Origin of the sequence: Bradyrhizobium sp. BR 1433 (assembly GCF_051547665.1) — a bacterium.
Classification (GTDB): Bacteria; Pseudomonadota; Alphaproteobacteria; order Rhizobiales; family Xanthobacteraceae; genus Bradyrhizobium; species Bradyrhizobium australafricanum.
The window spans coordinates 5,782,785-5,807,783 of the sequence record NZ_JBPUGG010000001.1 but is presented as its reverse complement, the minus strand read 5'-3'; the positions used below and the strand labels follow the sequence as shown (position 1 = coordinate 5,807,783).

General features: G+C 65.0%; 28 protein-coding genes and 1 pseudogene. 15 read left to right on the top strand and 14 right to left on the bottom strand.

Annotation, left to right across the window (positions count from 1 at the left end):
• The first annotated feature begins 106 nt into the window (after nt 1-106).
• Nucleotides 107-1,141 (top strand): IS110 family transposase, encoded by a 1,035-nt coding sequence (locus ACSKB9_RS27930; protein ID WP_438075667.1) that lies wholly within the window; start codon nt 107-109, stop codon nt 1,139-1,141.
• 510 nt (nt 1,142-1,651) lie between these two features.
• Here the strand turns inward: ACSKB9_RS27930 and ACSKB9_RS27925 are convergent.
• On the bottom strand, nt 1,652-2,749 hold the full coding sequence (locus tag ACSKB9_RS27925; RefSeq protein WP_438077150.1) for a quinone-dependent dihydroorotate dehydrogenase: 1,098 nt from the start codon (nt 2,747-2,749) through the stop codon (nt 1,652-1,654).
• Nucleotides 2,746-3,090 carry a DUF952 domain-containing protein gene (locus ACSKB9_RS27920; RefSeq protein WP_438077148.1) on the bottom strand — a complete coding sequence of 115 codons (345 nt, stop codon included), beginning with the start codon at nt 3,088-3,090 and terminating at the stop codon, nt 2,746-2,748. Before ACSKB9_RS27920 ends, ACSKB9_RS27925 begins: the two co-directional genes overlap by 4 nt.
• A gap of 200 nt (nt 3,091-3,290) precedes the next feature.
• Here ACSKB9_RS27920 and ACSKB9_RS27915 point away from each other — a divergent pair, with 200 nt between their 5' ends.
• The gene (locus ACSKB9_RS27915) at nt 3,291-3,944 is read left to right on the top strand and encodes a S24 family peptidase (RefSeq protein WP_438077146.1); all 654 of its coding nucleotides are present in this window, start codon (nt 3,291-3,293) and stop codon (nt 3,942-3,944) included.
• 181 nt (nt 3,945-4,125) lie between these two features.
• On the opposite strand, the gene ACSKB9_RS27910 is transcribed toward ACSKB9_RS27915, so the two are convergent.
• The gene (locus ACSKB9_RS27910; protein WP_438077144.1) at nt 4,126-4,911 is read right to left on the bottom strand and encodes a class II aldolase/adducin family protein; all 786 of its coding nucleotides are present in this window, start codon (nt 4,909-4,911) and stop codon (nt 4,126-4,128) included.
• Between the two features lie 260 nt (nt 4,912-5,171).
• Between ACSKB9_RS27910 and ACSKB9_RS27905 the strand changes: the two genes are divergently transcribed.
• Nucleotides 5,172-6,104, top strand: a complete 933-nt coding sequence (locus ACSKB9_RS27905; RefSeq protein ID WP_438077142.1) for a 2-dehydropantoate 2-reductase — start codon at nt 5,172-5,174, stop codon at nt 6,102-6,104.
• A gap of 12 nt (nt 6,105-6,116) precedes the next feature.
• Here ACSKB9_RS27905 and ACSKB9_RS27900 read toward each other — a convergent pair whose 3' ends face one another.
• The 5 genes from ACSKB9_RS27900 to ACSKB9_RS27880 all read right to left on the bottom strand — a co-directional run bounded on the left by ACSKB9_RS27900 (nt 6,117) and on the right by ACSKB9_RS27880 (nt 10,441).
• Complete coding sequence (locus ACSKB9_RS27900) at nt 6,117-7,757, bottom strand: lysine--tRNA ligase (protein ID WP_438077140.1); 1,641 nt, start codon at nt 7,755-7,757, stop codon at nt 6,117-6,119.
• 119 nt (nt 7,758-7,876) lie between these two features.
• Entirely contained in the window at nt 7,877-8,866 is a 990-nt protein-coding gene (locus tag ACSKB9_RS27895; RefSeq protein ID WP_438077138.1) for a transporter substrate-binding domain-containing protein, read from the bottom strand.
• Between the two features lie 154 nt (nt 8,867-9,020).
• Nucleotides 9,021-9,611, bottom strand: a complete 591-nt coding sequence (locus tag ACSKB9_RS27890; protein WP_028339030.1) for an SCO family protein — start codon at nt 9,609-9,611, stop codon at nt 9,021-9,023.
• 18 nt (nt 9,612-9,629) lie between these two features.
• Nucleotides 9,630-9,764 carry a hypothetical protein gene (locus ACSKB9_RS27885; protein WP_276486903.1) on the bottom strand — a complete coding sequence of 45 codons (135 nt, stop codon included), beginning with the start codon at nt 9,762-9,764 and terminating at the stop codon, nt 9,630-9,632.
• A gap of 209 nt (nt 9,765-9,973) precedes the next feature.
• Complete coding sequence (locus ACSKB9_RS27880) at nt 9,974-10,441, bottom strand: hypothetical protein (protein WP_057016040.1); 468 nt, start codon at nt 10,439-10,441, stop codon at nt 9,974-9,976.
• Between the two features lie 278 nt (nt 10,442-10,719).
• Between ACSKB9_RS27880 and ACSKB9_RS27875 the strand changes: the two genes are divergently transcribed.
• Nucleotides 10,720-12,378, top strand: a complete 1,659-nt coding sequence (locus ACSKB9_RS27875; RefSeq protein ID WP_438077136.1) for an FAD-binding dehydrogenase — start codon at nt 10,720-10,722, stop codon at nt 12,376-12,378.
• Nucleotides 12,379-12,456: 78 nt separating this feature from the next.
• Here ACSKB9_RS27875 and ACSKB9_RS27870 read toward each other — a convergent pair whose 3' ends face one another.
• Both ACSKB9_RS27870 and ACSKB9_RS27865 read right to left on the bottom strand, forming a co-directional pair.
• Nucleotides 12,457-12,816: a hypothetical protein gene (locus tag ACSKB9_RS27870; RefSeq protein ID WP_438077134.1), complete on the bottom strand. Its 360-nt coding sequence runs from the start codon at nt 12,814-12,816 to the stop codon at nt 12,457-12,459.
• A 245-nt stretch (nt 12,817-13,061) separates the two neighbouring features.
• On the bottom strand, nt 13,062-13,409 hold the full coding sequence (locus tag ACSKB9_RS27865) for a winged helix-turn-helix transcriptional regulator (protein ID WP_163153530.1): 348 nt from the start codon (nt 13,407-13,409) through the stop codon (nt 13,062-13,064).
• A gap of 105 nt (nt 13,410-13,514) precedes the next feature.
• Here ACSKB9_RS27865 and ACSKB9_RS27860 point away from each other — a divergent pair, with 105 nt between their 5' ends.
• The 4 genes from ACSKB9_RS27860 (at nt 13,515) to ACSKB9_RS27845 (ending at nt 16,496) form a co-directional block, all read left to right on the top strand.
• On the top strand, nt 13,515-14,966 hold the full coding sequence (locus tag ACSKB9_RS27860; RefSeq protein WP_438077132.1) for a CDGSH iron-sulfur domain-containing protein: 1,452 nt from the start codon (nt 13,515-13,517) through the stop codon (nt 14,964-14,966).
• 127 nt (nt 14,967-15,093) lie between these two features.
• A complete protein-coding gene (locus ACSKB9_RS27855; protein WP_438077130.1) occupies nt 15,094-15,300 on the top strand; it encodes a hypothetical protein in 207 nt (68 codons plus the stop codon).
• Nucleotides 15,297-15,968: an alpha/beta hydrolase family esterase gene (locus ACSKB9_RS27850; RefSeq protein WP_438077128.1), complete on the top strand. Its 672-nt coding sequence runs from the start codon at nt 15,297-15,299 to the stop codon at nt 15,966-15,968. The genes ACSKB9_RS27855 and ACSKB9_RS27850 overlap by 4 nt, the downstream gene beginning before the upstream one ends.
• Nucleotides 15,969-16,145: 177 nt before the next feature.
• Nucleotides 16,146-16,496, top strand: coding sequence for a RidA family protein (locus tag ACSKB9_RS27845; protein WP_438077126.1), 351 nt, complete (start codon nt 16,146-16,148; stop codon nt 16,494-16,496).
• A gap of 76 nt (nt 16,497-16,572) precedes the next feature.
• On the opposite strand, the gene ACSKB9_RS27840 is transcribed toward ACSKB9_RS27845, so the two are convergent.
• The 3 genes from ACSKB9_RS27840 to ACSKB9_RS27830 all read right to left on the bottom strand — a co-directional run bounded on the left by ACSKB9_RS27840 (nt 16,573) and on the right by ACSKB9_RS27830 (nt 18,982).
• A complete protein-coding gene (locus ACSKB9_RS27840) occupies nt 16,573-17,394 on the bottom strand; it encodes an alpha/beta fold hydrolase (protein ID WP_438077124.1) in 822 nt (273 codons plus the stop codon).
• An 8-nt stretch (nt 17,395-17,402) separates the two neighbouring features.
• Nucleotides 17,403-17,636 (bottom strand): hypothetical protein, encoded by a 234-nt coding sequence (locus ACSKB9_RS27835; protein ID WP_438077122.1) that lies wholly within the window; start codon nt 17,634-17,636, stop codon nt 17,403-17,405.
• A 281-nt stretch (nt 17,637-17,917) separates the two neighbouring features.
• On the bottom strand, nt 17,918-18,982 hold the full coding sequence (locus tag ACSKB9_RS27830; RefSeq protein ID WP_438077120.1) for an aromatic ring-hydroxylating dioxygenase subunit alpha: 1,065 nt from the start codon (nt 18,980-18,982) through the stop codon (nt 17,918-17,920).
• A 68-nt stretch (nt 18,983-19,050) separates the two neighbouring features.
• On the opposite strand from ACSKB9_RS27830, the gene ACSKB9_RS27825 reads away from it, so the two are divergent.
• The 7 genes and pseudogenes from ACSKB9_RS27825 (at nt 19,051) to ACSKB9_RS27795 (ending at nt 24,617) form a co-directional block, all read left to right on the top strand.
• Nucleotides 19,051-19,998 carry a LysR family transcriptional regulator gene (locus ACSKB9_RS27825; RefSeq protein ID WP_438077118.1) on the top strand — a complete coding sequence of 316 codons (948 nt, stop codon included), beginning with the start codon at nt 19,051-19,053 and terminating at the stop codon, nt 19,996-19,998.
• 94 nt (nt 19,999-20,092) lie between these two features.
• Nucleotides 20,093-20,783, top strand: a pseudogene (locus tag ACSKB9_RS27820) (RNA polymerase sigma factor).
• A 95-nt stretch (nt 20,784-20,878) separates the two neighbouring features.
• Nucleotides 20,879-21,400: a DUF4142 domain-containing protein gene (locus ACSKB9_RS27815; RefSeq protein WP_438077116.1), complete on the top strand. Its 522-nt coding sequence runs from the start codon at nt 20,879-20,881 to the stop codon at nt 21,398-21,400.
• 11 nt (nt 21,401-21,411) lie between these two features.
• Complete coding sequence (locus tag ACSKB9_RS27810; RefSeq protein WP_199805199.1) at nt 21,412-21,732, top strand: cupredoxin domain-containing protein; 321 nt, start codon at nt 21,412-21,414, stop codon at nt 21,730-21,732.
• A gap of 94 nt (nt 21,733-21,826) precedes the next feature.
• Nucleotides 21,827-22,189: a nuclear transport factor 2 family protein gene (locus ACSKB9_RS27805; RefSeq protein WP_438077114.1), complete on the top strand. Its 363-nt coding sequence runs from the start codon at nt 21,827-21,829 to the stop codon at nt 22,187-22,189.
• A gap of 351 nt (nt 22,190-22,540) precedes the next feature.
• Entirely contained in the window at nt 22,541-23,338 is a 798-nt protein-coding gene (locus ACSKB9_RS27800) for a helix-turn-helix transcriptional regulator (RefSeq protein ID WP_438077112.1), read from the top strand.
• Between the two features lie 109 nt (nt 23,339-23,447).
• Nucleotides 23,448-24,617, top strand: a complete 1,170-nt coding sequence (locus ACSKB9_RS27795) for a cytochrome P450 (protein ID WP_438077110.1) — start codon at nt 23,448-23,450, stop codon at nt 24,615-24,617.
• A 16-nt stretch (nt 24,618-24,633) separates the two neighbouring features.
• Here ACSKB9_RS27795 and ACSKB9_RS27790 read toward each other — a convergent pair whose 3' ends face one another.
• A complete protein-coding gene (locus ACSKB9_RS27790) occupies nt 24,634-24,945 on the bottom strand; it encodes a hypothetical protein (protein ID WP_438077108.1) in 312 nt (103 codons plus the stop codon).
• Between the last annotated feature and the right edge of the window lie 54 nt (nt 24,946-24,999).

Genomic DNA, 24,999 nt, shown 5'->3' with positions numbered 1-24,999 from the left:
AGCGCGCTCGCGAGCGGCCTGTTGGTTGGAAGGCGGTCGTCCCTCAAACTGATGGTGTCGAAACGGAGTCGGGCAAGCCCGCTCCAAGCATCATCGAGGGACGACCATGTACCACTATGCAGGAATTGATGTGTCTTTGGAATGCTCGAGCGTTTGCCTTGTCGATGGGACAGGCAAGATTTTGCGCGAGACGAAGGTTGCGAGCGAGCCGGAGGCGCTGATCGCCTGGTTCCGGTCGCTGGGTCTGGTACTGGAACGGATCGGGCTGGAGGCAGGCCCGCTGTCACAATGGCTTTACGCAGCGATCCGGGACGCAGGGTTTGCGGTCGAGCTGCTGGAAACGCGGCACGTTCGCGAAGCCTTCAAGTCGATGCCAGTGAAGACGGATCGCAACGATGCCCGCCGGATCGCGCAGTTGATGCGGCTCGGCTGGTTCCGACCGGTGCACTGCAAGTCGGTCGCGGCGCAGGAGACCCGCGCCATCCTGACGGCGCGCAAGCTGCTGCAATCCAAGCTTCGCGATGTCGAGAACAGCCTGCGCGGCGTGCTCCGCGGTTTTGGCCTGAAGGTCGGTGCGACAACCGAGCGCACGTTCGCCGGACGCATCCGCGAGCTCGTGACCGGCCATCCCGGACTGGAGTTGGTCGCGGCGGCGCTGCTCCAGGCCCATGCCGTGCTGCTGCGCGAGTTCAACAGCCTGGACAAGCACACCCAGAAGCTCGCCAGGACGCATCCGCAAGCGAGGCTCCTGATGACGACGCCGTCGGTGGGCCCGATCGTGGCGCTCACCTATGCTTCGGCGGTCGACGACCCGCAGCGCTTTCGCTCCTCGAAGGCCACGGGAGCCCACTTTGGGCTCACCCCGAAGAAGTACCAATCCGGCGAGACCGATTACACCGGCCGCATCAGCAAGATCGGGGATGCGTCCGTGCGCGAGGCGCTCTACCAGGCGGCTCACGTCATGCTGACCAAGCCGGTCAAGAATTGCTCGGCATTGAAGAGCTGGGCGATGCGGATCGCCAGGCGCGCAGGCATGCGCAAGGCCAAGGTAGCGCTCGCGCGCAAACTCGCCGTGATCCTGCATCGCATGCTCGCCGACGCTCGACCGTTCAATCCGACGGTCAACGCCATGGCAAGCTAAGCAAGGAGTATCGATCGGTTCTGGGCGGGCCACGACACCAGGCTCTCCCCGAGCGAGGTCCCTAGCCGGGACGATGGATCCGGTCAGGCCGCCATCCGGGAAGTGGCTCACAACCACGCTTCCGTAGATTGGCCGGCCGGCTCCTCAAATGCACCCCATCAGGCGACGGCCACCGCGCCGATCCCGTACAGAAGCAAGTGCCCGGCGACTGGATCACGCAAAAAGGGATTGACTAACCAAGGCCCGTTACAGAAGCCCGGATGCAGCGAAGCGAAATCCGGGGTCTGCATCCGCAGCGAGACTGTCCCGGATTGCGCTTCGCTTCATCCGGGCTACGAAGTTCTCTTCCCCTTCCCCTGAAAGGGGGAAGGTCGGGATGGGGGTCAGCCGCAGGCGACGCAGCTCATGGAGAGAGCTGATCCCCACCCGCTTTGCTCTGGCGAGCAAAGCGACCTCCCCTTTCAAGGGGAGGTTAAAGCGCAGCCTTCGCTTCATCCGGGCTACGGGTAGCTACCTCACCGGCCAGTCCTCGGCCGTGATGGTCGCCGCATCGGCGCCGACGATTTCCGACAGCGAATCGCGGCCGGTACGCAGTAGCGTCGAGGACAGATCACGCTTGATGTCATCGACGAGGCCGAGGCCCTTGTAGACCAGCGAGGAATAGAGCTGGATCAGGCTGGCCCCGGCGCGGATCTTGGTCAGTGCGGCGCCGCCGCTATCGATGCCGCCGACGCCGATCAGCGGAAACGCGCCTTCGACACGGACATAGGTCTCGGCCACCATCCGCGTCGACAGCCGGAACAGCGGACGGCCCGACAGGCCGCCCTGCTCCTTGGCGCGATTCTCCTCGCGCAAGGTCGAGGGCCGCGCCAGCGTGGTGTTGGCGACGATCATGCCGTCGACGCGCCGCGAGCGGGCGATGTGCACGACGTCGTCGAGCTCGGCCAAACTCAGATCCGGCGCGATCTTGAGCAGGACCGGCGAGTCGCCGGCGTTCTTGCGCACGCGCTCGCGGGTGTCGATGACCCGCGCCAGCAGATCGTCGAGCGCCGCCGATTGCTGCAGATTGCGCAGGCCCGGCGTGTTCGGCGAGGAGACATTGACGGTGAAATAGCTCGCGACCGGCGCAAACGTCTCGATCAGCTTCACATAATCGGCGGCGCGGTCGGGCGAATCCTTGTTGGCCCCGACATTGACCCCGACGATGCCGCCGGCGCTGGCGCGCGCGGCGAGCCGCCGCAGCACGACCTCCGCGCCGTCATTGTTGAAGCCCATGCGGTTGATGACGGCCTCGTCGCGCTCCAGGCGAAACAGCCGCGGCCGCGGGTTGCCGCCTTGCGGCTTCGGCGTCACCGAGCCGATCTCGACAAAGCCGAAGCCGAGCCGCAGCAGCGCGTCGGGCGCCTCCGCACTCTTGTCGAAACCCGCCGCCATGCCGATCGGGTTTGGAAAGTTGAGTCCGAAGGCGCGCACCGCGAGCTTGGGGTCATCCGGCCGCTGCCGGATCGGCGGCAGCAGCTTCAGGCCCTGGATCGCCATGCGATGGGCATCCTCGGGATCGAGCCAACGCAGCAGCGGCAGCGAGAAGGTGTCGAAGGCACGGATCACGGCTTGAGCTCCGGAACTTCGTGGCCACCGTCGGAGCGCGCGCGAAGGTCGAGGATCTCGGTGACGGCGCCGAGGTCGAGCTCGCCATAGAGATGCGGGAACAGCTCATCATTGCGCGACCGCTCCCAGCGCAGGGCATCGCCCAGCGCATCGGCATCGACCGCGACCAGGAACAGGCCGGTTTGCCCGTGGTAGTGCTTGCGCGCGGTCTCGGCCACCTGGGAGGCGGTGGAAAAATGGATGAAGCCGTCGCGTTTGTCATCGGCACTGCCCCGGTACACGCCCTGCCGTTCGGCTTCGCGCCAGGCCGAAGCAGGGGTGATTTTGTAGATCATCGGCACGGGCCGGCCTTCCCTTTTGTCCTTGAGTCTCTTGGGGTTTTATCCGGATTTGAGGGGAAATGCCCCAGACGCCATCTGGCGAGCGAGGGACCGTATCGGCGGCGGCGGCGCAACTCAAGCGGTGCCAGGGCACATCGGCCGACAGATTTGCGAAAACGCCAAGTTTCAGGCAATAATTCCTACCATCCGGGATACCCTCGATGGCCAAACAGCCCAAAGCCACCCGACCGCTGACCCACGCGCAGGTCTGGGCCGCGCTCGACCGGCTCGCCGAACGCGCCGGCCTGTCGCCGTCCGGCCTTGCCAAGCAGTCCGGACTCGACCCCACCACCTTCAACAAATCCAAGCGCGTGACCGGCGACGGGCGCGAGCGCTGGCCCTCGACCGAATCGCTCTCCAAGGCGCTGGCCGCGAGCAATGCCAGCATGGAGACCTTCGTGCAGTTGCTCGGCGATGGCGCGCGCGGCGGACAGTCGGTGCCGCTGATCGGCTTCGCGCAGGCCGGAGCCGGCGGCTATTTCGACGACAGCGGCTTTCCCGCCGGCAAGGGCTGGGATGAAGTGGCGCTACCGGCGACATCAGACGAACACGCCTATGCGCTGGAGATCGAGGGCGACTCGATGAAACCGGCCTATCGCGAAGGTGACATCATCGTGGTGTCACCCGCGACCGCGATCCGCCGCGGCGACCGCGTGGTGGTGCGCACGACCGGCGGCGAGGTGATGGTGAAAGAATTGAGACGCCGCAGCGCCAAGATGCTGGAACTGGCGTCGCTCAATCCCGAGCACTCCGACCGCATGCTCGACGTCGAGGAAGTCGCGTGGATCGCACGCGTGGTGTGGGCGAGCCAGTAGCCGGCACGTCGATCACCACATAACCAGTGTCGTCCCGGCGAAAGCCGGGATCCATAGCCACCGAAGATTATTGCTACACCACGCTGGGGCCGCAGCGCGCTTCCACAACGCGACCCTGTGGTAATGGGTCCCGGCTTTCGCCGGGACGACGGCGGAGGTTGCGGCGCGCTCCCTGCCAGCCTTACGTCGCGTAGTCCGGCTCCTTGCGATCCAGCATCCGCTTCAGCGCATCGAAATGCCGCTGCGCCGGGGACGGGCCGTTGTAGAGATGGTCGTCGCGGAAATCGCGTTTGGTCTTCTCCACCACATGCTGCGGCAATTGCTTGAGCGGCTGCTGGGTCCACATCGCGTAGATCTGCACCTGTGCGGCGCGCTCGATGTAATAGAGCCGGTCATAGGCATAGGCGACCGTCTCGCCGACGGTCGAGATGCCGTGATTGGCCATGAACAGGATGGTCTTGTTGCCGATCACCTTGGCGAGCCGCGCGCCTTCCTCGGGATCGAGCGCGGGGCCGGTGTAGAGGTCGTCATATGCGATCGCCTCCGACAGCCCGACCTCGGTCTGACCGATCTCCTTGATCCGCGGATCCTCGAGCCGCGTCAGCGCGCTCGCATACGGCATGTGGGTGTGGAACACGGCCTTGGCCTGCGGCAGCGCCTTGTGGATCGGCGCATGGATGCAATAGCAGGAGCGCTCGACCTCACCCTCGCCGCGCTTCACCTCGGCATCGTCGATGCCGACCTCCATGAAGGAGGATGCTGTCACTTCCGACCAGTGCATGCCGAACGGGATCTGGTAGTAGCGGTCGGTGCGGCCGGGCACCACCAAGGTGAGATGGTTGAAAATACCTTCCGAAAAGCCGTGGATGTAGGCGAGCCGATGCGCCGCCGCGAGATCGACCCGCGCCTGCCATTCCTCGGCGCTCGAACTGTCCTGCAGCGATGTCGGCGAAACCCTGAACTGCATGCGCATGCTCCCATCTGTGCCGGCCTCTCGGCGGAGGCCGTGCTGATTTTATGGATGCGAGTGTAGCGCAATCCGGCGCCAGGCTCCGGTGAAATTGCCGATGGCCTGCTATCCGAATTTTGCGGGCTCGGCGTCATTATGTGATGATGCGCTGCGAAGACCGCGGATCGGCGGCTTCGTTGGCTGCGGCGGAAAGCCACATGAGCGGCCTGCACTTTCCAACCCAACGCAACACACTCCGCAAAGCCCAGAGTTACGCAATGACAGGACCATCCGACCGCAAGACCATCGCCATCGTCGGCCTCGGCAGCATCGGCGGCATCATCGCCGGCTTGCTGCGCGCGGTCGACAAGCATGACGTGATCGCCTGTGTCCGGCGGCCGCTCGATCGGCTCACGGTCGAGCGGGCGGAGGGCACGGTGGAAGTGCCGCTGCGCGCCCTCACCGATCCGGCAACGGCTACGCCGGTCGATTGGGTGTTGTTGTCGACCAAGGCGCAGGACACGGAATCGAGCGCGCCCTGGCTGCAAAGGCTGTGCGGGCCGCGGACGCGCGTCGCGGTGCTGCAGAACGGCATCGGCCATGCGGAGCGGCTGGCGCCATTGGTCGGCGCCGCCACGGTCGTGCCGACCATCGTCTATTACAACGGCGAGCGGCTGGCGCCGGATCGCGTCCGTTTCCGCCGCGCCGGCGAGCATGAATTCGCGGTCAGCGATGATGCGGACGGACGCGCGTTCGAAGCGCTGCTGGATGGCACGGCGATGCGCGTGCGGCGCTCCGCCGATTTCACCACGCTGGCGTGGCGCAAGCTTCTGCTCAATGCGGTCGCCAATCCGATCACCGCGCTCACCTTGCAGCGGCAGGCGGTGTTCCGCCGCGCGGACGTCAAGGCGCTGTGCCGCGCAATCCTCGAGGAGGCCGCGAATGTCGGCCGCGCCGACGGCGCCCAGCTCGCGCCCGACGAGGCCGAGCTGATGCTGGCGACGTTGTTGACCTATCCGCCAGACGCCGGCACCTCGATGTATTTCGATCGTGTCGCGGGACGCCCGTTCGAAGCCGATGCTCTCACCGGCGCGATCGTCGCGGCCGGCGAACGGCACGGCGTGCCGACGCCGCTCAACGGCCTGCTGCTGACGCTGCTGCGCGCCACCAGCGACGGCCTGCGCGACGCGGCGCAGGCCGAGCGGCGATGAGCGGCGCGATCCCTACGACGACCGCGCCAGCGCGCCGTCGATCATGTTGACCGCGTTCTGCACGCCGTAGACCGCGACGAAGGAGCCGAAGCGCGGGCCCTTCTCCTGGCCGAGCAGCACCTGGTAGAGCATGTTGAACCAGTCGAGTGAGACGCCCGGACGGCCGTCCTTGCCCTTCTTGACCATGTCGAGGAACGGCTCGCGGCGGCCGATCTCATAGACCACGTTCTGGATGTCTTCCGCGGTCGCGTTCACCGGCATGTTGGCGAGCGCATCGCGCAGATCCTGCAGCGCGGCGCGCTCACCCTCGGTCGGCTCGCGGAACTGCTTGGTTGGCGCCACGAAGTCGCGATAGTAGTTGATGGCGTAGCCGACCATCGCGTCTAACTTCGGATGGGTCTGCGGCGTCACGCCCGGCCGGTAGCGGCCGATGAAGCCCCACAGCGTCTCGGCATTCTCCGCGTTCGACGACGACACCAGCGTCAGCAGCAGCTGGAAGGTGACCGGCATGTCGGCCTGCGGCGGCATGCCGGAATGGATGTGCCAGACCGGATTCTGCAGCTGCTGCCGCGCTTCCTGCCGCGTGAAGCCGTCGAGGAATTGCTGGTAGTCGTCGACATTGCGCGGGATGACGTCGAAATAGAGCCGCTTCGCCGCCTTGGGCTCGCGATACATGAACAGCGACAGCGATTCCGGCGAGGCATAACGCAGCCATTCGTCGATCGTCAGGCCGTTGCCCTTCGACTTCGATATCTTCTGGCCCTTCTCGTCGAGGAACAGTTCGTAGTTGAAACCTTCCGGCGGCGTGCCGCCGAGCGCCGAGCAGATCTTGCCCGACAGCTTCACCGAGTCGATCAGGTCCTTGCCGGCCATTTCATAGTCGACGCCGAGCGCGTACCAGCGCATCGCCCAGTCCGGCTTCCATTGCAGCTTGCAGCGGCCGCCGGTGACAGGAACCGTGACGGTCTCCTTGCTATCGGGGTCTTCATACGAGATCGTGCCGGCCTTGGCGTCATGCGCCGTCACCGGCACGTAGAGCACAAGGCCGGTGCGCGGACAGATCGGCAGGAACGGCGAGTAGCTCGCCGCGCGCTCCTCGCGCAGCGACGGCAGCATGATCGCCATCACCTTCTCGATCCGCTCCAGCATGCGCAGCAGCGCGGCATCGAAGCGGCCGGAGGTGTAGTACTCGGTCGAGCTCGCGAATTCGTAGTCGAATCCGAACTGGTCGAGAAAGGCGCGCAGCCGCGCATTGTTGTGCTGGCCGAAGCTCGGATGGGTGCCGAACGGATCGGGCACCTTGGTCAGCGGCTTGCCGAGATGCTGCTCCAGCAGTTCCTTGTTCGGCACGTTGTCCGGCACCTTGCGCAGGCCGTCCATGTCGTCGGAGAAGGCGAGCAGGCGGGTCTTGATCTTGTCTTCGGTGAGCACGCGGAAGGCGTGGCGCACCATCGTGGTGCGCGCGACCTCGCCGAACGTGCCTATATGCGGCAGGCCCGACGGGCCGTAGCCGGTCTCGAACAGCACCTCGTCCTTGGGATTTTTCTTCAGCCGCGCCACAATCGCTTTCGCCTGCTCGAACGGCCAGGCGTTGGATTGTTCGGCGAGCGCCCGCAGGTCGCTCGGGCTGGCAGAAGGATCAATCACGGACATTCCTCAGGTTCTCTCCAAAAAGGCCGCGAAAACTAACGCTTTCGCGGCAAAATGCAAAACGACGGGAAGTTTGTCGTCATTCCGGGGCGATGCGCAGCATCGAACCCGGAATGACGAACTCAGAACGGGCTGACCGAGAAATAGCGCAGCCACAGATCGGTGAAGCGGCCTTTTTCCCAGATCCGGAACAGCGCCCAGTTCAGCGACTGCCGGAGCAGATCGTTGCCCTTGCGGACGGCGATGCCGACGCCCTCGCCAAAATAGCGGCTCTCGACAAAGGGGCCGCCGGCAAAGGCGCAGCATTCGCCGGAATCGGTGCCGTTGATCCAGAAAGCCAGCGAGATCGCATCGCCGAAGATGAAGTCGACCTCGCCGCGGCGCAGCGCCGCGCGCAGCGTGTCGTTATCCGGATAGGAATGGATCTCGGCGTCGGTGAACATCGCCTTGAGGTAGGCCTCGTGCGAGGTCCCGGCGATGACGCCGACCTTCTTGCCCTCGAGATATTCCGGGCGGATTTCCGGCATCGCGTTGTCACGGCGCGACACGAAGCGGGCCGGCGCGCGGTAATAGGGATCGGTGAAATCGACCTTGGCGCGCAGCTGCGGCGTCACGGCCATCGACGCGATGATGGCGTCGCCCCGGTTGGTCGCCAGGGCATCGATCAGGGTCTCGAAGCGGCGCATCTGGATGGTGCAGGTGACCTTGATCTCGTCGCAGAGCGCGCGCGCCAGGTCGACGTTGAAACCGGCCGGATTGCCGTCGGGGCCGGTGAAATTGAACGGCGGATAGTCGGTTTCGGTCAGGAAGCGGATCACGGTGAGGCGCGACAGGTCGGGGCGATCCGGCCGGCGCCGCGGGTCCCAGAAACCCGGCACCGCCTGCGGCGCGGCCTCAGCGGCGGCCTTGGGCGGCAGGGTCGGGGCCGCCTGGGTTGCCGCGGGGGCCGCAGGCGCTGCCTGCGGTGCAGCCGGCGCCGAAGGTGTCGCTTGTGCGGGGGCCGCCTTGGTGGGCGGAGCCGGAGCAGGAGCCGTCTTGGCTGCCGGCGCCTGTGCGGGGGGTGTCTGTGCAATTGCAGGGTACGCCAAGGCCAGCAAGGCAGCCGCGATCATGCCCGCGGCCAAGCGAAGCTGGCGCGAACGGACGGCAAAGGGCTGGACAGGCGGATTTGGCATAACCGGCAATTTCAGGAAATTGAACGGCTTATAGCCGAATCGGCGCCTGAAGCGAGCGCCGATTGGGTTAATTCTGAACCGGAAATGGCGATCAGAGGTACCGTTTGAGATCGGCCGCCGCTTCTTCCGGCGTCCGTTTCAGATTGAACGGCGCGACGAAATGACCGTCGCGGTCCATCAGATAGATCAGCGCGGTGTGGTCCATCGTGTAGTCGCCATCCTTCAGCGGCACTTTCTTGGCGTAGACACGATAGCTCGACAGCACCTTGGCGATCGCGGCGGGATCGCCGGTCAGGCCCTTGAGGTGCGGATCGAAGCTCGACAGGTAATCCTTCATCGCGGTGGCGGTGTCGCGTTCCGGATCGACCGAGACGAAATAGGCATTCACGCGATCGGCGTCCTTGCCCATCGCCTTCAGGACCTCCGAGATCTCGAACAACGAGGTCGGGCAGATATCCGGGCAATGGGTGAATCCGAAGAAGATCAGGGTCGGCTTGCCCTGGAGGTTCTTGTCGGTAACAGTCTGGCCGGACTGGTCGGTGAGCTGGAACGATCCGCCGATCGCGGCCGGCGCGGCAACGGTGCGCAAGCCGCCGATCGCCCACAGCATGAGGAACAAGCCGACCGCCAGACTGCCCGCGAAGGCAGCGAAGATCACCAATGGGCGCGTGGTCCGGGGCATGATGCGAGGGCGTCCTTGTCAGAAGCAGGCGGAGATGCCGGCCGTGATCATTTCGAAAAACACCGCGGTCCCGTAGTGGAACCAGAGCGCGGCAGCGGCAAGCAGGGCCAATCCGCCGATACCGGCCGCACCCCACAGGATCGCAGACGCCACCCGGGTCTGTGGAGCCGTTACGAGCTCGGATCGGGTGGAGATCGGCTGAACCATGAGGCTGAGATAAGCCGGGTTCCGGCAGGCAGCAAGCGCAATGGCGGTCGCAGGCCGTCAAATGATGGCGAGCGATTCCGGTGCCGGCGCGTTCATGCCCCGGCGTCTGCCGAGGCCAATGGCCGACGAGGGTCAAACAGAGAAGCAGCCGGAGCTTAGTGCGCGGGCTTCGGCGCCGAGGCCTGGGCGTTGAGGTAGCACGGCTTGTACAGCGCCTGCAGTTGCTTGCCGCGCAGGAAGATCATGCGCCGGGTCAGGCCACCACGCCCCGAAATCCATCTGCGTACCGCCGGCGGATACATCAGGTACAGCATGTGGGTGGCTTCCGGATTCGGGACCGGGCGGCCGTTATCGCCGTAGTCCCAGGCTGCGTGGAAGCCGAGGCTGGCGTGCGAGGTCACACAAATCCGGTCGTGAGGAACCTTGCCGAGCACGATCGTGCAGGCCGAGGCACACAGCCCGTCGATGATGACCGTCTCGCCCGAAGTCCGCAGGTCCTGATACCTGTCGACATAGACGCCGATCTTGCCGCCGCGATCGTCGGCGATCCTGACTACAGCTTGAGACACCCCCATTCCCGCCAGCAGGAGAACCGCAGCGAGCAACCCCGTCATCAACTTCATTTTGGCCAGCCCCAGTCGAAACCGAATCTGTTTGGTCTGTGATGCAAGACGATCGTGAGCGTGTTGTGCGCGCGGATTTTTGTCCAGACGAGTGAAGCCGGTCAAAACAAATTCAAATTGGGTGTTGCGCGCACGCTGCAGTGAAAGTGGGGAAAGGTCCCAAACTGGAACAGCGCGGCGCACGTGCTTGGTGCTCCGCCGCCACAGGCAAGGTCCATTTGGCGTTGACCGCACGCAATGAGGCGGTCTTGAATCTCGGCGGGACGGGGGACCTGAACATGGCTGACGATGCAGATGTGATCGTGATTGGCGCGGGGCTTGCCGGTCTCGTGGCCGCAACCGAGATCGCCGACGCAGGCAAGCGCGTCATCGTGCTCGACCAGGAAGGGGAACAGAGCATCGGCGGCCAGGCCTTCTGGTCGTTTGGCGGCCTGTTCCTGGTCGATTCGCCGGAGCAGCGCCGGCTCGGCATCAAGGATTCGGTCGAGCTCGCACTACAGGACTGGATGGGCACCGCCGGTTTCGATCGCGAGGAGGATTACTGGCCGCGCAAATGGGCCGAGGCCTATGTCGCATTCGCTGCGGGCGAGAAGCGCGACTGGCTGCGTGCCATGGGCCATCGCATCTTCCCGGTGGTCGGCTGGGCCGAGCGCGGCGGTTACGACGCGATGGGCCATGGCAATTCCGTGCCGCGCTTCCACGTCACCTGGGGCACCGGACCCGGCATCGTCGAGCCGTTCGAACGCCGCGCGCGCGAAGCCGCGAAAAGCGGACGGCTGATATTCAAGTTCCGCCACCGCGTCGATGCGCTCAGCGTCACAAACGGTGCGGTCGACGGCGTCAGCGGCACAATCCTGGAACCGACCTCGGTCGAGCGCGGCAAGAGTTCCTCGCGCAACGTCGTCGGCGATTTTTCCTTCCGCGCACCAGCGGTAATCGTCGCGTCCGGCGGCATCGGCGGCAATCATGATCTGGTGCGGCAGAACTGGCCGAGGCGGCTCGGCGAGCCGCCCAAATTCATGATCTCCGGCGTGCCCGAACATGTCGACGGCCGCATGATCGGCATCACCGAGGCGGCGGGCGGCCGGCTGATCAACCGCGACCGCATGTGGCACTATGTCGAGGGCATCCGGAACTGGAACCCGATCTGGCCGCGTCACGGCATCCGGATCCTGCCGGGACCGTCGTCGCTGTGGTTCGACGCGACGGGCAAGCGGTTGCCGGCGCCGCTGTTCCCGGGCTCCGACACGCTCGGGCAACTGCATTACATCATGGGCACCGGCTACGATTATTCGTGGTTCATCCTGACCCAGAGCATCATCAAGAAGGAGTTCGCGCTGTCCGGCTCCGAGCAGAACCCCGACCTCACCGGCAAGAGCTGGCGCATGACGATCAAGCGCGCCACCAACAAGGGCGCGCCGGCGCCGGTGGAGGCGTTCAAGCAGCACGGCGCCGACTTCATCGTGCGCGACAATCTCGCCGATCTCGTCGATGCCATGAACGAGCTCGCAGGCAACGATCTGTTGCAGCTCGACGCCATCAAGGCGCAGGTCGAGGCGCGCGACCGCGAGATCACCAACCCCTACGTCAAGGATGCGCAGGTCATGAACCTGCACAATGCGCGGCGCTATATCGGCGACAAATTGATCCGCACCGCGAAGCCGCACCGGATCCTCGATCCCGAGCACGGTCCGTTGATCGCGGTGAAGCTCAACATCCTCACCCGCAAGACGCTCGGCGGGTTCGAGACCGATCTCGATTCGCGCGTATTCGGCAACGATCACCAGATCATCCGCGGGCTCTACGCGGCCGGCGAAGCCGCCGGCTTCGGCGGCGGCGGCGTGCACGGCTATCGCTCCCTGGAAGGCACGTTCCTCGGCGGCTGCCTGTTCTCGGGCCGCAACGCAGGGCGCGCGGCAGCGAAGGCGGTGAACTAGGCGCGCCTTTCCCTGATGCGGGCGTTGAGGCCCGTCGGCGAGAACCGGCGGGCCTCGATTTGCTGAGTCCGAATTTGTTCAGGCGGTCTTGGTGAAAAGCGTCAGGACGCCGTTGGTGAGATTGACCGCGACAACTTGTGCCGAGCTGAGGCCCTTCGCCTTCAGCGCGGATACTGCTTCTTCAGATGCGTCGATGGAACCGCGAAGGTTCCGCAGGTCGTCTTCGCTTGCCTTTGCGACGACTGCCTCGACCTTCGACCGGGCGTCGGGCTTGAGTTCCTTGATGTCCACGACCTGGATGCTCCGGATGGCGGTGGGCTGATCAGATTGAGCCTGCGGCATCGCCTTCGGTTGCGTTCCCTGCACCTGCGCCCAAGCAGGTGTTCCGAGCGAGAGCGCCGCAACGATGACGGACGCCGTAGAGATGCGGATGCGCATGCGTATTCCTTGTGTTGATTACCCCCAACATCCCGCGACAACGGGCTTTCCTTGCTTAAGGTTCCGCCGGAAATCCGCTCTCTGGACTATTGCTTATGCGACCGTCGCCGGGGGGCGGGTCAAAATATCGAAAACAACCCCATGCAAAGTAGCCGGCGGCGGCCGGCGTTCGACCAGGCGACTTGCTTGACACGTCGGGCAACTCAGAGGTATTCTTCTAATATTCCGAAATTGAACATCCCGCTCTAGTCCGCCTCCGCGCTGAGGAAGCGGACGCCGAACGTATCGGCGTTGGCCTCGCCCCAATCGTAGAGTGCCTGCAGCATCGGCTTCAGCATCTCGCCGCGCTTGGTCAGGCAATAGCGCGAGGAGCCGCCGCCGCGTTCCTGCTTGACGAAGCCTGAGTTGCAGAGATCGCGCAGGCGCTCGGTCAACACCTTGTCGCTGAGCTGCGGGATGTCGTGGCGCAATTCGCCGTAGCGCATCGGCCGGACCTTGAGCCGGCTGAGGATCACCGTCTTCCATTTGCCGCTGAGCTGATCGATCGAGAACTCGACCGGGCAACCATATTTGCGCTTGGTCTTGCGGATCATCGCAACTCTCCTGCGGCACTTTCCATCTGGTTCGTTGAGAGCCGCCATCGATCCATCTAAGCACGCTTGGCACGGGTTGGGCGAGTTCAGGGATCATTGCAAGACATGACAGACGACAATTCCGCCCAGGGTCCAAGCGACAAGCAACAGCCGCGCAAGCGCGTCGTCGTCAGACGCAATGGGCCTTACGAACCGGAGCCCGGCATTCCGGTCGTCGATCATCTCGGTGTGCCGATCGCAGCCGAGGCCCCAATGCGGCTCTGCCGCTGCGGCCAGTCGCAGACCAGGCCATTCTGCGACGACAGTCACGTCGCGCGCGGCTTCACCGACGCCAGGGATCCGCGGCGCGCGCCGGACAGGCTCGAGGTCTATGCCGGGCAGCAGGCGTTCGTGTTCGACAATCGCGGCACCTGTGCGCATTCCGGCTTCTGCACCGACCGTCTCACCTCCGTGTTTCGTCTCGGCGAGCAGCCTTTCATCGCAGCCAGCGGGGCGCGCCTCGACGACCTCCTCAACGCGGTGCGCAGATGCCCGTCGGGCGCGCTTGGCATCGGTATCGGCCCCAAGCGTGACGCCAGCCTGTCCGACGTCAGCCGGCCGCCGCAGATCGAAGTGTCGAAAGACGGGCCCTATCGCGTCACCGGCGATGTCGAACTGGTCGATGAGGATGGCGCGCCGATCACACAGAACGCGGGCGCGTCGCAAGAGCATGCCAGCCTGTGCCGCTGCGGCGCGTCGCTGAACAAGCCGTTTTGCAGCGGCATGCATTGGAACGTCGCATTTCGCGATCCCGTTCCCGATCCGATGCGCGAGCCGACGCTGTTCGAATGGGCCGGCGGCTATCCGGCGCTGCTCGACATGACGCGCATCTTCTACAGCCGTTACGTGCCGGAAGATCCGCTGCTCGGCCCGCTGTTCGCCGAGATGTCGCCGGAACATCCGGAGCGGGTGGCGGCGTGGCTCAGCGAGGTGTTCGGCGGCCCACGCTTCTACACCGAGCGCTATGGCGGCTATCGGCGGATGGTGTCGCAGCATATCGGCAAGGAGATCCGGCCGGAGCAGCGCGCATTGTGGGCGACCTACATGGTGCAGAGCGCCGACGATGCCGGCTTGCCGAGCGATCCGGAATTCCGCGCCGCCTTCGTCGCCTATATCGAATGGGGCTCGCGGATCGCGGTGGAGAATTCCGGTGCCGGCGCGGCACCGCCGCCGAACATGCCGGTGCCGCGCTGGTGGTGGGTCTGCAACGCGACGCCGGCCGCACGGCCGTCCACAACCGCGAGCGATACGCAGGCCGCAAGCGACATCAGCGTGGCACTCCCCGGCCCCGGCGAGGCCGTGCAATTCGAACAACACATCCGACCGCTGTTCCGGCCGATGGACCGCAACTCGATGCTGTTCGCCTTCGATCTCTGGAAGGAGGCGGATGTCGCCAGGCATTGCCGGCAGATACTGGCCCGCCTTGAGGCCGGCACCATGCCGTGCGACGGCGCATGGCCCGCCGAACAGATCGCACTGTTCGCGCGCTGGGCCGATGCGTTGCAAGCGCCAGCCTGATCGTGAAGCCACGCTCCATACAGACAGGTTGAACCCGCCTCGCCGGCGTGCTGCAATCGTCGCAGCAGGGCGGGTTTCGATGCGACAGTGCCCAATCGGCTTGCTGGCTCTGGCTGGCGCACTTGCGTTGAGCGGTGTGCCGGCGGCTGCGGATTCGCTTGTCATCAACGCCACCACACGGACCTTCACGCTGCAAGCTCCGGCCGCCAGGCCCGCGCCGCTCGTGATCGTGCTGCACGGCAAGACCCAAAGCGGCGCCGACATGATTACGCGGACGTCGTGGCCACTGATCGCCAAGCGCGATGGCTTTGCGGTGGCCTTTCCGATGGGTTGAACCGCGCCTGGGCCGACTCCCGGCCGGACGAGCGGCGCGCCGGCAATCCGCCGCCGGAAGGCACCGACGACGTCGCCTTCATCACCCAGTTGATTGCGAAGCTCGTGGGCGACGGCATCGCCGATCCCAGGCGCATCTATGTCACCGGCATCTCCAATGGCGGCGCAATGGCGATGACGCTGGCCTGCGAGCGCGCCGACCTGTTCGCGGCGGCGGCCAGTGTCGTCATGAACCTGACCGATGAATCCGCCCGCGCCTGCCGGCCACAGCGTCCGGTGCCGATGCTCCTGATGAACGGCACCGTCGATCCGCTGATCCCCTATCAAGGTGGACGCGGCACCAGCACTTTCGCGGTCGACGGATTCTGGTCCGCCGAGCGCACGCTGCAATTCTGGCGACGCATCAATGGCTGCGAGACCAGGGACGCCGCAACCACCGATCTGCCCGATCGCAATCCGTCCGATCGATCGACCGTCACGCGGATCGACTCGACCTGCCCGCAGGGACGCGACGTCGTGCTTTACCGCGTCAATGGCGGCGGTCATCGCATGCCCGGCCACTTCCCTGACGCCCATTTTACGAAATTGGCGGCGACGCTGCTCGGACCGCAAAACGGCGACATCGACGGCGCCGACACGATTTGGGCGTTCTTCGCGCGATTTCCGTGAACAGTGCTGCAAATTGTGCAGTGGCGGCGCTCGCCGCGACAGGCTAGAGGTTTGGTTCTGATCAAATCAGAACCAAACCTGTCGATCTCTTGTTTTGACGCGTTTTCTTCACGCGAACCGGTAGCCACGTCGCTTGAAAACGCTATAGACAGTGCCCGCCATTCAGTGGAGACCCAAATGAGCATTCAGCGTTTCGAAACCGGCCCGCGCATGAGCCAGGCCGTCCTGCACGGCAACACCGTCTATCTCGCCGGCGTCGTCGCCGGCAAGGCCGCGGGCGGCAGCGTCACCGACCAGACCAAGGACATCCTGTCGATCATCGACGGCCACCTCGCCAAGGCCGGCACCGACAAGTCGAAGCTGCTCAGTGCGACGATCTACATCACCGACATGAAGACGTTCCCGGAGATGAACGCGGTGTGGGACGGCTGGGTCTCGCAGGGCAACACCCCGGCCCGCGCCACCGTCGAGGCCAAGCTCGCGGCGCCGCAGTACAATGTCGAGATCATGGTTGTCGCGGCGAAATAGACGCGACGCACGTCATCCAATGGATACCGGATGCCCCGGATTGCAAAGCGCAATTCGGGGCATTTTCATCTTGCACTCACGCGCTGATCCGCGCTCGCTCGCCGGCAGCCTCGCCGAGATCGGACTGAAGCCAGCGGGCTATCCGGCGCCATGAACCGGCGAGAGCCTTGCAGCCCATGAACAGTCCGAGGTGACCGCACGGCTCGGTATGGCATTGCAGCCACGCGGGCGGCGTGGCCAAGAGCCGCGCTGTCGCAAATGCCTGGTCGGGCGGAACGACGATGTCGTTCTCTGCGGCGAGCACGAAGACGGGCTGCTTCACGGCAGCGAGATCGATCTTGCAGCCAAGCGCGAGGAAGTCTCCAGCCGCGATCCGGTTCTGGCGAAAGATCCAGTCGGTCACTTCGAGGTAGTAGGTGCCCGGCAGATCGAGCGTCTCGTCATTCCAGCGCGTGAAGCGATCGAGCAACGCCCGCGCATCCTCCGACGTGCGGTCAAGCCGCCTCTGCAGCGCCGCTTCCGCGTCACGCATGGTGAACGGGATGCTCCAGGCCTGCAGCATGTGCTTGCCGCTGATGATCCCATCCCCCTGACGGACCAGCGCCTCGAAGCCTTGCGGTGGAAGCGAGGCGACCATCCGGGAAAGCTCCGACGGTACCGAGACGTCGACCGGGCTGCCGGCAAGCACAAGCCGCCGTACCTTGCCGGGAAAGCGCGCCGCATAGAGCAACGACAGCCAGCCGCCCTGACAGAGACCCGCAAGGTCGACCGGCGGCCCGATCGTGTCGACGGCCACGTTGAGATCGGACAGAAAGGTGTCGATCGAGAAATATCGCATCTCCGGTGCCGCCGAGCGCCAATCCGTGAGATAGAGACGCGCAACGCCAGCCTTCTGCAACGCCTCCATCAGGCTGTGGCCGGGGCAAGATCCGCAATCTGCGCGCGATGCAGCGCATAGGGCGCGCAGACCAGCAGCGGCCGGCCTTCGGCCGCTCTCGAGAAATCCAGCAGGCACATCGACGGCAGCTGAAGCGCGACCGAATGGGCTGTCGTCCAGGGCAGCGCCGCCGCTTCGCCCGACGAATCCGTGGGCTCGGCCGGACGGTTGGGGTACCACTGCGAGTAGATGTCCAGCGCCAATCGCGCGGCTTCAAACGGCCATAGCCAGGCGTCCTGCGCCCAGTTGGTGCTCGCACTTCGATCCGATCGATCCGTCTTTTCGGGCAAGCTCATTCACCGATTGATCGCTACCGGGATGGTCTGGCCAACGCGGGTCACCTTCACGCTGATCAAGAGCCGACAAATTCAGGTCGGATCAGTTTACGCCAAACCGGCTGGGGCGGCAGCCACGCCGGGATGTCACGATCTCGCGACCCCGGCGCGGCTTGCTGCCAAGCAGCAAAAGCCGTCGTTTCAGCGGACTAGGCGGCGCGCGCCGTGCCTTTCTCCGCCTCGAGCTTGCGCGCGAACAGCCATCGGAAATAGGTCAGCGGGGCATCGGCGCCGATCGCGAGCAGCTGATAGTCCGGATCGGCGTCGAACACGCGCTGCTGCGCCTCGATGATATCCTTGTCCTCGTTGAACCCTTCCTCGAGGCTGTGCCGCAGCGACAGTGCGATGTTCGGGTTGTCGATGTCGAAATCGTGCAGGTAATTCCAGAAGAAGTGCGTGGTCGAGCGCGTCTCCGGCGTCATGAACTGCGCGTTGCGGTATGACCGCGTGCCCGGAACCTGGACGCCCTTCTCAACGCCCTGCCCCGCCGGCGCGAACGTGGTGTCGAGCGTGAAGATGCCGGGCACGATCATGCGGCCGATATTGCGGCGGTCGATCTTGTCGGTTTTGTTCGGGATCACCTTCTTGTGGTAGGGGGGCGGCTCGGCGCCCATGTGCCAGCGCTCGACACGGAAACCGTCGTCCAGCTTCTCGATCGCGACCGGCTTGGTCTTGTAGGCGTATTCCTCGGAGCCGCCGAGCGTGTTGGTGTGCACGAAGGCGAGATGCGCGAAGTCGCTGAGGTTGTCGACGATCAGGAGCCAGTTGGCCTTGTAGTGCATGTAACCCGGCAGGCCGCGCCACTTGGGATCCTCGAGCGGCGGATAGTCGAGGATCAGCTTCGGATCGGCCTTCTCGGGATCGCCGGTCCAGATGAAGATCAGATTGTAGCGCTCGACCACGGGATAGCTGCGCACGCCGAGCTTGGCGGGGATCGTTTCCTGACCGGGAATCTGGATGCATTTGCCGTCGGCCGCGAACTTCATGCCGTGATACATGCACCTGATGTCGTCGCCCTCGATGCGCCCCATCGAAAGCGGCGCGGCGCGATGGCAGCAGCGGTCGTCCAGTGCGACGACTTTCCCGCTCGACCCGCGATAGAGCACGATCGGCCGTTCCAGGATGGTGCGCGCGACCATCTTGCCGTCGATCAGTTCGTGATTCCACGCCGCCACGTACCAGGTGTTGCGCAGGAAAATTCCGTCGTCAGCCATCTCACCCTCCCGATGCAAGATTTGGTTGCGACGAGGTTAGGTGATTGCGGTCACCAGGATAATCCGATTTGGCTGGACACACTGTACCGGTGGATGGACGATCGGCCATGGAGTGGCGCGACTGGGAGCTGTTTTGCGAGGTTGTCGAGCATGGCGGCTTCACCGCGGCCGCGCGCGTGCTCGGCCATCCCAAATCGAGTCTCAGTGCTGCGGTGCAGCGTCTCGAAGCCAATCTCGGGCTGCGGCTGATCGAGCGCACCACCCGGCACCTGCGGCTGACCGATTCCGGCGAGACCATCTATCGCAAGGTGCGCCCGCTGTTCACCGCGCTGCACGACACCCACAGCGAGGCGTTGGCGATGTCGAGCGCGGTTGCGGGCACGCTGCGCATCAAGGCGCCTTATGAATTCGGCGCGCATCATGCGGGACCGGTCGCCTGCGCGGTGATGGGTCGCTATCCGGAGCTTTCGATCCGGATCGACGTCGAGCACGACATCGTTAGTCCGGTCGCCGAGAACTACGACATCGTGTTTGCGATGCTGGAGGCGCCGCTGCCGTCAGCCGGCATCGTGATCCGCCGCGTCTTCACGCTCGAGCGCGGCCTGTTTGCGGCACCCGCGCTGCTGGAGAAATTCGGCGAGCCGCGCACGCTGGATGATCTGCGAAAGCTGCCGCTGCTGACCGGCCCCAGCGATCCGCCATGGGCGATCACCGCTCCCGGCGGCGCGGTCGAGCATCTCGCGGTCGATCGCGCACGCCTGACCAGCTCGAATGCCCATGTCCGGCTGCAGGCGGCGCTCGCGGGCCATGGCGTGCTGCGGGTCACCGCCAGCTACACCCGCGCCGCCGTCGCGGCCGGCGAGTTGCGGCGGCTGCTGCCCGATCATGTTTGCGAGCCGCTCAACGTGCATGCGCTGTTGCCGGCGCGGCAATTTGTCCCGGCGAAGGTGCGCTGCTTCCTCGATGCGATGGAGGCGCATGCGCGCGGGGATCCGGAGGCCTATATCAGGCCGTAGCGGTCTTTTTTGGCCGATTACCATTTTCCCGGGAACCTGCACGGTCGGTCGGCATCCAATGGTATTATTCCGCCAACAGTGAGGGCGACCCGCCATGCGCCAGGTCCATGTAACGTCCCTGCCGCCGAACCGCTCGGACGATGCCGAGTTGGTGCAACGCGCGCTTGCCCGCGACGAGGCCGCGATCCGCGCCATCATGCAGACGAATAATCGCCGGCTGTTCCGGCTGGCGCGCGGCATCCTCCGCAACGACCACGAGGCCGAGGACGTGGTTCAGGACGCCTATGTGCGCGCCTTTACCCATCTCGACCAGTTCCGCGGCGACTCCAGCCTTTCGACCTGGCTGTCGCGGATCGCAATGAACGAGGCGCTCGGCCGCCTGCGCCGCAGGCACAGCAGCGTCGAATGGTCCGATCTGCCGAAAGGCGCTCCTGAAGCCCAGATCATCCAGTTCCCCCTGTCGTCAACGGACGATCCGGAAAAATCCATGGCCCAGCGTGAGATCCAGCGCGTCGTCGAGCACGCGATCGAACGAGCTGCCCGAGGCGTTCCGCCTCGTCTTCATCACCCGCGTGATCGAGGGCATGAATGTCGAGGAAACCGCTGAGATCCTCGGCCTCAAGCCGGAAACCGTGAAGACCCGCCTGCACCGCGCCCGGACCATGCTGCGCGACAATGTCGAGCGGAAGATCGGCCCCGTCGTCATGGAGGCCTTTCCCTTCGCGGGCAAGCGCTGCGAGCGATTGACCGAGGCGGTTCTGAAACGGCTGCGCGCCACGGCCTGAATTTTTCGGGAACCTCTGCTCGTCCGCACCATCCAACTCCTGTGCAAGCAACGACGCGCCGCGCGCTACGCCCGGCTCAACAGGAGTGTCAAACCATGTTCGTTCGATTGGGTATCGCAGTCGCCGCGCTCAGCCTCCTCAACTGCGCTGCGCTGGCGCAGGGCGCAAAGCCGACCGATCCGCAGATCGCACACATCGCCTATACGGCCGGTGTGATCGACATCAATGCCGCCAAGCAGGCGGAAGACAAGGCTTCCAACAAGGAGGTCAAGGCGTTCGCCAAGGACATGGCGCGCGACCACGAGGCGGTAAACAAGCAGGCGCTCGACCTCGTCAAGAAATTGAAGGTGACGCCGGAGGACAACGACACCAGCAAGGCGCTGTCGAAGCAGGCGGCCGACAAGCTCGCCGAACTCGGCAAGCTGAAGGGCGCCGCCTATGACAAGGCCTATATCGACAACGAGGTCGCCTACCACAAGGCCGTCAACACCGCGCTGGAGACGCAGCTGATCCCCTCTGCCAGCAATCCCGAGCTGAAGGGCCTGCTGCAAACCGGCCTGAAGATCTTCCAGGGCCACCAGCAGCATGCCGAACACGTTGCGGCCGGCCTGAAATAAGGAGGCGCGCGATGTTGCCAGGACGCTGTCTCGCAACGCTGGCTTTGCTCGCGCTCGGCGCGATGGCCGTCCCGGCGCATGCGGCCACCATCCAGATCGTGATGGAGAATCTGGTGATCTCCCCGGCCGAGGTGTCGGCCAAGGTCGGCGACACCATCGAATGGGTCAACAAGGACGTGCTGGCGCACACCGCCACCGCGAAGAACGGCGACTTCGACGTGACGATCGCGCCGAAGAAGACGGTCAAGTCGGTCCTGACCAAGGCCGGCACGGTCGACTATTACTGCCGCTACCATCCCAACATGAAGGCGGTGCTGACCATCGCACCATAGCCCGCGCGATGACCTCAGAGGTAATCGATCGGCGCACGCGAACCTTCGATAGTCCGGATCGCCGCACAGTCCGGCACTATCGAAGGAGAGCACCATGACCGACCATGCCACCATCGCCCGCCGCTATATCGATCTCTGGAACGAGCGGACGCCGAGCCGGCGTCGCGAGATGCTGAGCGAGAACTGGACCGCAGATGCGCGCTATATCGATCCACTGATGAGCGGCGACGGCCATGAGGGCGTCGACGCGCTGATCGCCGGCGTGCAGCAGAAGTTTCCGGACTTCCGCTTCAAGCTGATCGGGGAGCCGAACGGCTTCGGCGACCATGTCCGATTCTCCTGGGGCCTTGGCCCTGACGGCATCGACAGCCCGATCAAGGGCACCGACTTCGCCATGCTGAAGGACGGCCGGATCAGGAGCATCACCGGCTTCCTCGACCAGGTGCCGGGCGCCTGAGGCCTTCCTCGGGCAACCGCGACCTATATCCTCTCGTCATTCCGGGGCGACGCGCAGCGTCGAACCCGGAATCCATTCAACCGCAGCGCTTGCTGTCCGATGGATTCCGGGTTCTCGCTTCGCGAGCCCTCAGGTGCGCAATTGCGCACCGGGGAATGACGAGGGGACAGAACGCCAACGCCGTTACGTCAACGGCTTCCACGCCGGCGATGTCGCTGCCAGAGCGTTTTCGAGCGAAGTGGATCCCGGTTCGCGTCAAGAAAACGCGTCAAAACAAAGAATCGAGAGCCCCATTCCAATTCCATCGGAACGGAAAAGGCTCTAGTCTTTCCGAAACACAGGGAGGACACCATGAAGGCAGATTACGCCTTCAAGACTTCTGTCGTCAGCGACATCACGCCGGCGCTGCTGGCGATCGGCCGCGACAGCTTTCCGCAGGCCCTGATCGGCGCGCTGCGCCGCGTCGCCGGTGTCGGTCACTGCATGGTGTTCTCGTTCACCGGTCCGCGGACCGCCGCGTGCCTGCTCGGTGTCGGCAACATCCCAACCGGGCGCGACCTCGGGATCGCCTATTCCGAGCATTTCCATCAGGCCGACCCGAACCGCGATGCGGTGTTCGAGGGCAAGGCGCAGGCCGCACCGATCGTGCTGCCGAACTTTGCCCGCCGCATGTACAGCGACGGCTACCGCAAGATCTTCTTCGACAACTCCGACATTGTCGACAAGTTCGCCTCCGCGATCTGGACCGGCGACACCTGCTTCTATGTCAACTTCTACCAGATCACCGCGCAAGGCCGCTTCGGCCGCGAGCAGATCGCGCGCCTGGCCGCGGTCGCGCCGGCGTTGACGGCGGCCGTGGCGCGGCATTTCCAGCGCGACCCGGCAGCGGATATTGATCCGATCGAGCGGTTGAAGACCCTGTTTGCAACCGCCGAGCCGCTGGCAAGGCTGACCGGGCGCGAGAAGGAGGTCTGCCTGCGCATCCTTTCCGGTCTCGGCTCGGAAGCGATCGCCGCCGAGCTCGGCATCGGGCTGCACTCCGCCCTCACCTATCGCAAGCGCGCCTATGACAAGCTCGGCATCTCCTCGCAGAACGAGCTGTTCGCGATCGCGCTGCGCCTGATGGCCTCGGCGCGCCAGCTGAACTGAGCGCGCTCCAGGCGGCGGCCTCCCGCTGTCCCCAGCGGTGGGGACAGACGGGCCGCGCCTGCCGGCCTATGCTCGGCTCGAAAACCCGAGGCCAAACCGAGATCACGTCGTGAGCACCGCGCCCCATTTCGACATCGACGTCCCCGCCTTCTGGCAGGATCCCTACCCGGCGCTGGCGCGCATGCGCAAGGAGGCGCCGATCGCCTTCGTGCCGCAGCTCGGCAGCACGCTGCTGTGCAGCCGCGACGACATCTTCATCTCCGAGAAACAGATCGACGTGTTCTCGTCGCACCAGCCCGAGGGGCTGATGAACAAGCTGATGGGCCACAACATGATGCGCAAGGACGGCGATGCGCACATGAACGAGCGCAAGGCGATCTTTCCGGCGATCTCGCCGAAAACCGTCAGATCGCACTGGACCGCGCAGTTCGCAGGACACGCGACGCGCATCCTCGACGAACTGAAGCCGGACGGCGTGGTCGATTTCGTGCAGGCGTTCGCGCTGCCGTTCTCGGCCGAATGCCTGAAGTCGGTCACCGGCCTCACCAATATGCGCTTCCAGGACATGAACGCGTGGTCGCAGGGCATGATCGACGGCATCGCCAATTATGTCGGCGATCCCGCGATCGAGGCGCGCTGCCATGCGGCGACCTCCGGCATCGACGCCGCGATCGACGACATGGTCCCCGGGCTGCGCAAGACGCCCGACCTCAGCCTGCTCGGCGTGATGCTGCAGACCGACATGCCGATGGAGAGCGTGCGCGCCAATATCAAGCTCGCGATCTCGGGCGGCCAGAACGAGCCGCGCGATGCGATCGCCGGCACGGTATGGGCGCTGCTGACCCATCCCGACCAGCTTGCGCTGGCTGCGAGCGGCACGATCCCGTGGCTGCAGGTGTTCGAGGAATATGCGCGCTGGATCTCGCCGATCGGGATGTCGCCGCGGCGGATCGCAAAGCCCTGGACGATCAGGGACGTCGCATTCGAGACCAATGAGCGCGTGTTCCTGATGTTCGGCTCGGCGAACCGCGACGAGAAACACTTCGACAAGCCCGACGCGTTCGACGTGCGCCGCGACGCCAGCAAGAGCATCGCGTTCGGTGCCGGCCCGCATTTCTGCGCCGGCGCCTGGGCCTCGCGCGCCATGGTCGCCGACGTCGCGCTGCCTGCGATCTTCAAGCGGCTGAAGAATCTGCGCCTGATCGCGCACCAGCCGGCGCGGATCGGCGGCTGGGCGTTCCGCGGCCTGCTGGATTTGCCGGTGACGTGGGACGCGTAGCGTGCTTTGCGCAGGTTCAGTGCACGGGACCCGGCACGACGAGGCGCAGCAATCGCGCGTCGCGTGATGGGGGGACCGTCGTGGTCCAGGCCTCGCCCGCATCGACGAGGCAGGACAAACCGTCAGGCCGCGACAAGAGGATCGTCCAGGTACCCGCCGGCGAAACGAAGACCTCCACGAGGTGGCCGCGATCGGACAATCCGCGGTGCACCTCAACCTCGCCGAAATGGTCTTTGAGGAAGGTCACGAAATCGGACCGGGAGGCGCAAGTCTGCGCTGCGCCAGCCACCGTCGACATCAACGCGGCAGCCAAGCTGAGTGCCGCCAAGCGGATACATCGCAACATGGCCCCCTCCTTGTCCGGGCAGCCATGCACGACCAT

What these genes read in the sequence shown, in the direction of transcription:
- ACSKB9_RS27930 (WP_438075667.1), top strand. Translation starts at nt 107, where the DNA reads ATGTACCACTATGCAGGAATTGATGTGTCTTTGGAATGCTCGAGCGTT.
- ACSKB9_RS27915 (WP_438077146.1), top strand. Translation starts at nt 3,291, where the DNA reads ATGGCCAAACAGCCCAAAGCCACCCGACCGCTGACCCACGCGCAGGTC.
- ACSKB9_RS27910 (WP_438077144.1), bottom strand. Translation starts at nt 4,911, where the DNA reads ATGCAGTTCAGGGTTTCGCCGACATCGCTGCAGGACAGTTCGAGCGCC.
- ACSKB9_RS27905 (WP_438077142.1), top strand. Translation starts at nt 5,172, where the DNA reads ATGACAGGACCATCCGACCGCAAGACCATCGCCATCGTCGGCCTCGGC.
- ACSKB9_RS27900 (WP_438077140.1), bottom strand. Translation starts at nt 7,757, where the DNA reads ATGTCCGTGATTGATCCTTCTGCCAGCCCGAGCGACCTGCGGGCGCTC.
- ACSKB9_RS27895 (WP_438077138.1), bottom strand. Translation starts at nt 8,866, where the DNA reads ATGATCGCGGCTGCCTTGCTGGCCTTGGCGTACCCTGCAATTGCACAG.
- ACSKB9_RS27890 (WP_028339030.1), bottom strand. Translation starts at nt 9,611, where the DNA reads ATGCCCCGGACCACGCGCCCATTGGTGATCTTCGCTGCCTTCGCGGGC.
- ACSKB9_RS27880 (WP_057016040.1), bottom strand. Translation starts at nt 10,441, where the DNA reads ATGAAGTTGATGACGGGGTTGCTCGCTGCGGTTCTCCTGCTGGCGGGA.
- ACSKB9_RS27875 (WP_438077136.1), top strand. Translation starts at nt 10,720, where the DNA reads ATGGCTGACGATGCAGATGTGATCGTGATTGGCGCGGGGCTTGCCGGT.
- ACSKB9_RS27870 (WP_438077134.1), bottom strand. Translation starts at nt 12,816, where the DNA reads ATGCGCATCCGCATCTCTACGGCGTCCGTCATCGTTGCGGCGCTCTCG.
- ACSKB9_RS27865 (WP_163153530.1), bottom strand. Translation starts at nt 13,409, where the DNA reads ATGATCCGCAAGACCAAGCGCAAATATGGTTGCCCGGTCGAGTTCTCG.
- ACSKB9_RS27860 (WP_438077132.1), top strand. Translation starts at nt 13,515, where the DNA reads ATGACAGACGACAATTCCGCCCAGGGTCCAAGCGACAAGCAACAGCCG.
- ACSKB9_RS27845 (WP_438077126.1), top strand. Translation starts at nt 16,146, where the DNA reads ATGAGCATTCAGCGTTTCGAAACCGGCCCGCGCATGAGCCAGGCCGTC.
- ACSKB9_RS27830 (WP_438077120.1), bottom strand. Translation starts at nt 18,982, where the DNA reads ATGGCTGACGACGGAATTTTCCTGCGCAACACCTGGTACGTGGCGGCG.
- ACSKB9_RS27815 (WP_438077116.1), top strand. Translation starts at nt 20,879, where the DNA reads ATGTTCGTTCGATTGGGTATCGCAGTCGCCGCGCTCAGCCTCCTCAAC.
- ACSKB9_RS27810 (WP_199805199.1), top strand. Translation starts at nt 21,412, where the DNA reads ATGTTGCCAGGACGCTGTCTCGCAACGCTGGCTTTGCTCGCGCTCGGC.
- ACSKB9_RS27805 (WP_438077114.1), top strand. Translation starts at nt 21,827, where the DNA reads ATGACCGACCATGCCACCATCGCCCGCCGCTATATCGATCTCTGGAAC.
- ACSKB9_RS27800 (WP_438077112.1), top strand. Translation starts at nt 22,541, where the DNA reads ATGAAGGCAGATTACGCCTTCAAGACTTCTGTCGTCAGCGACATCACG.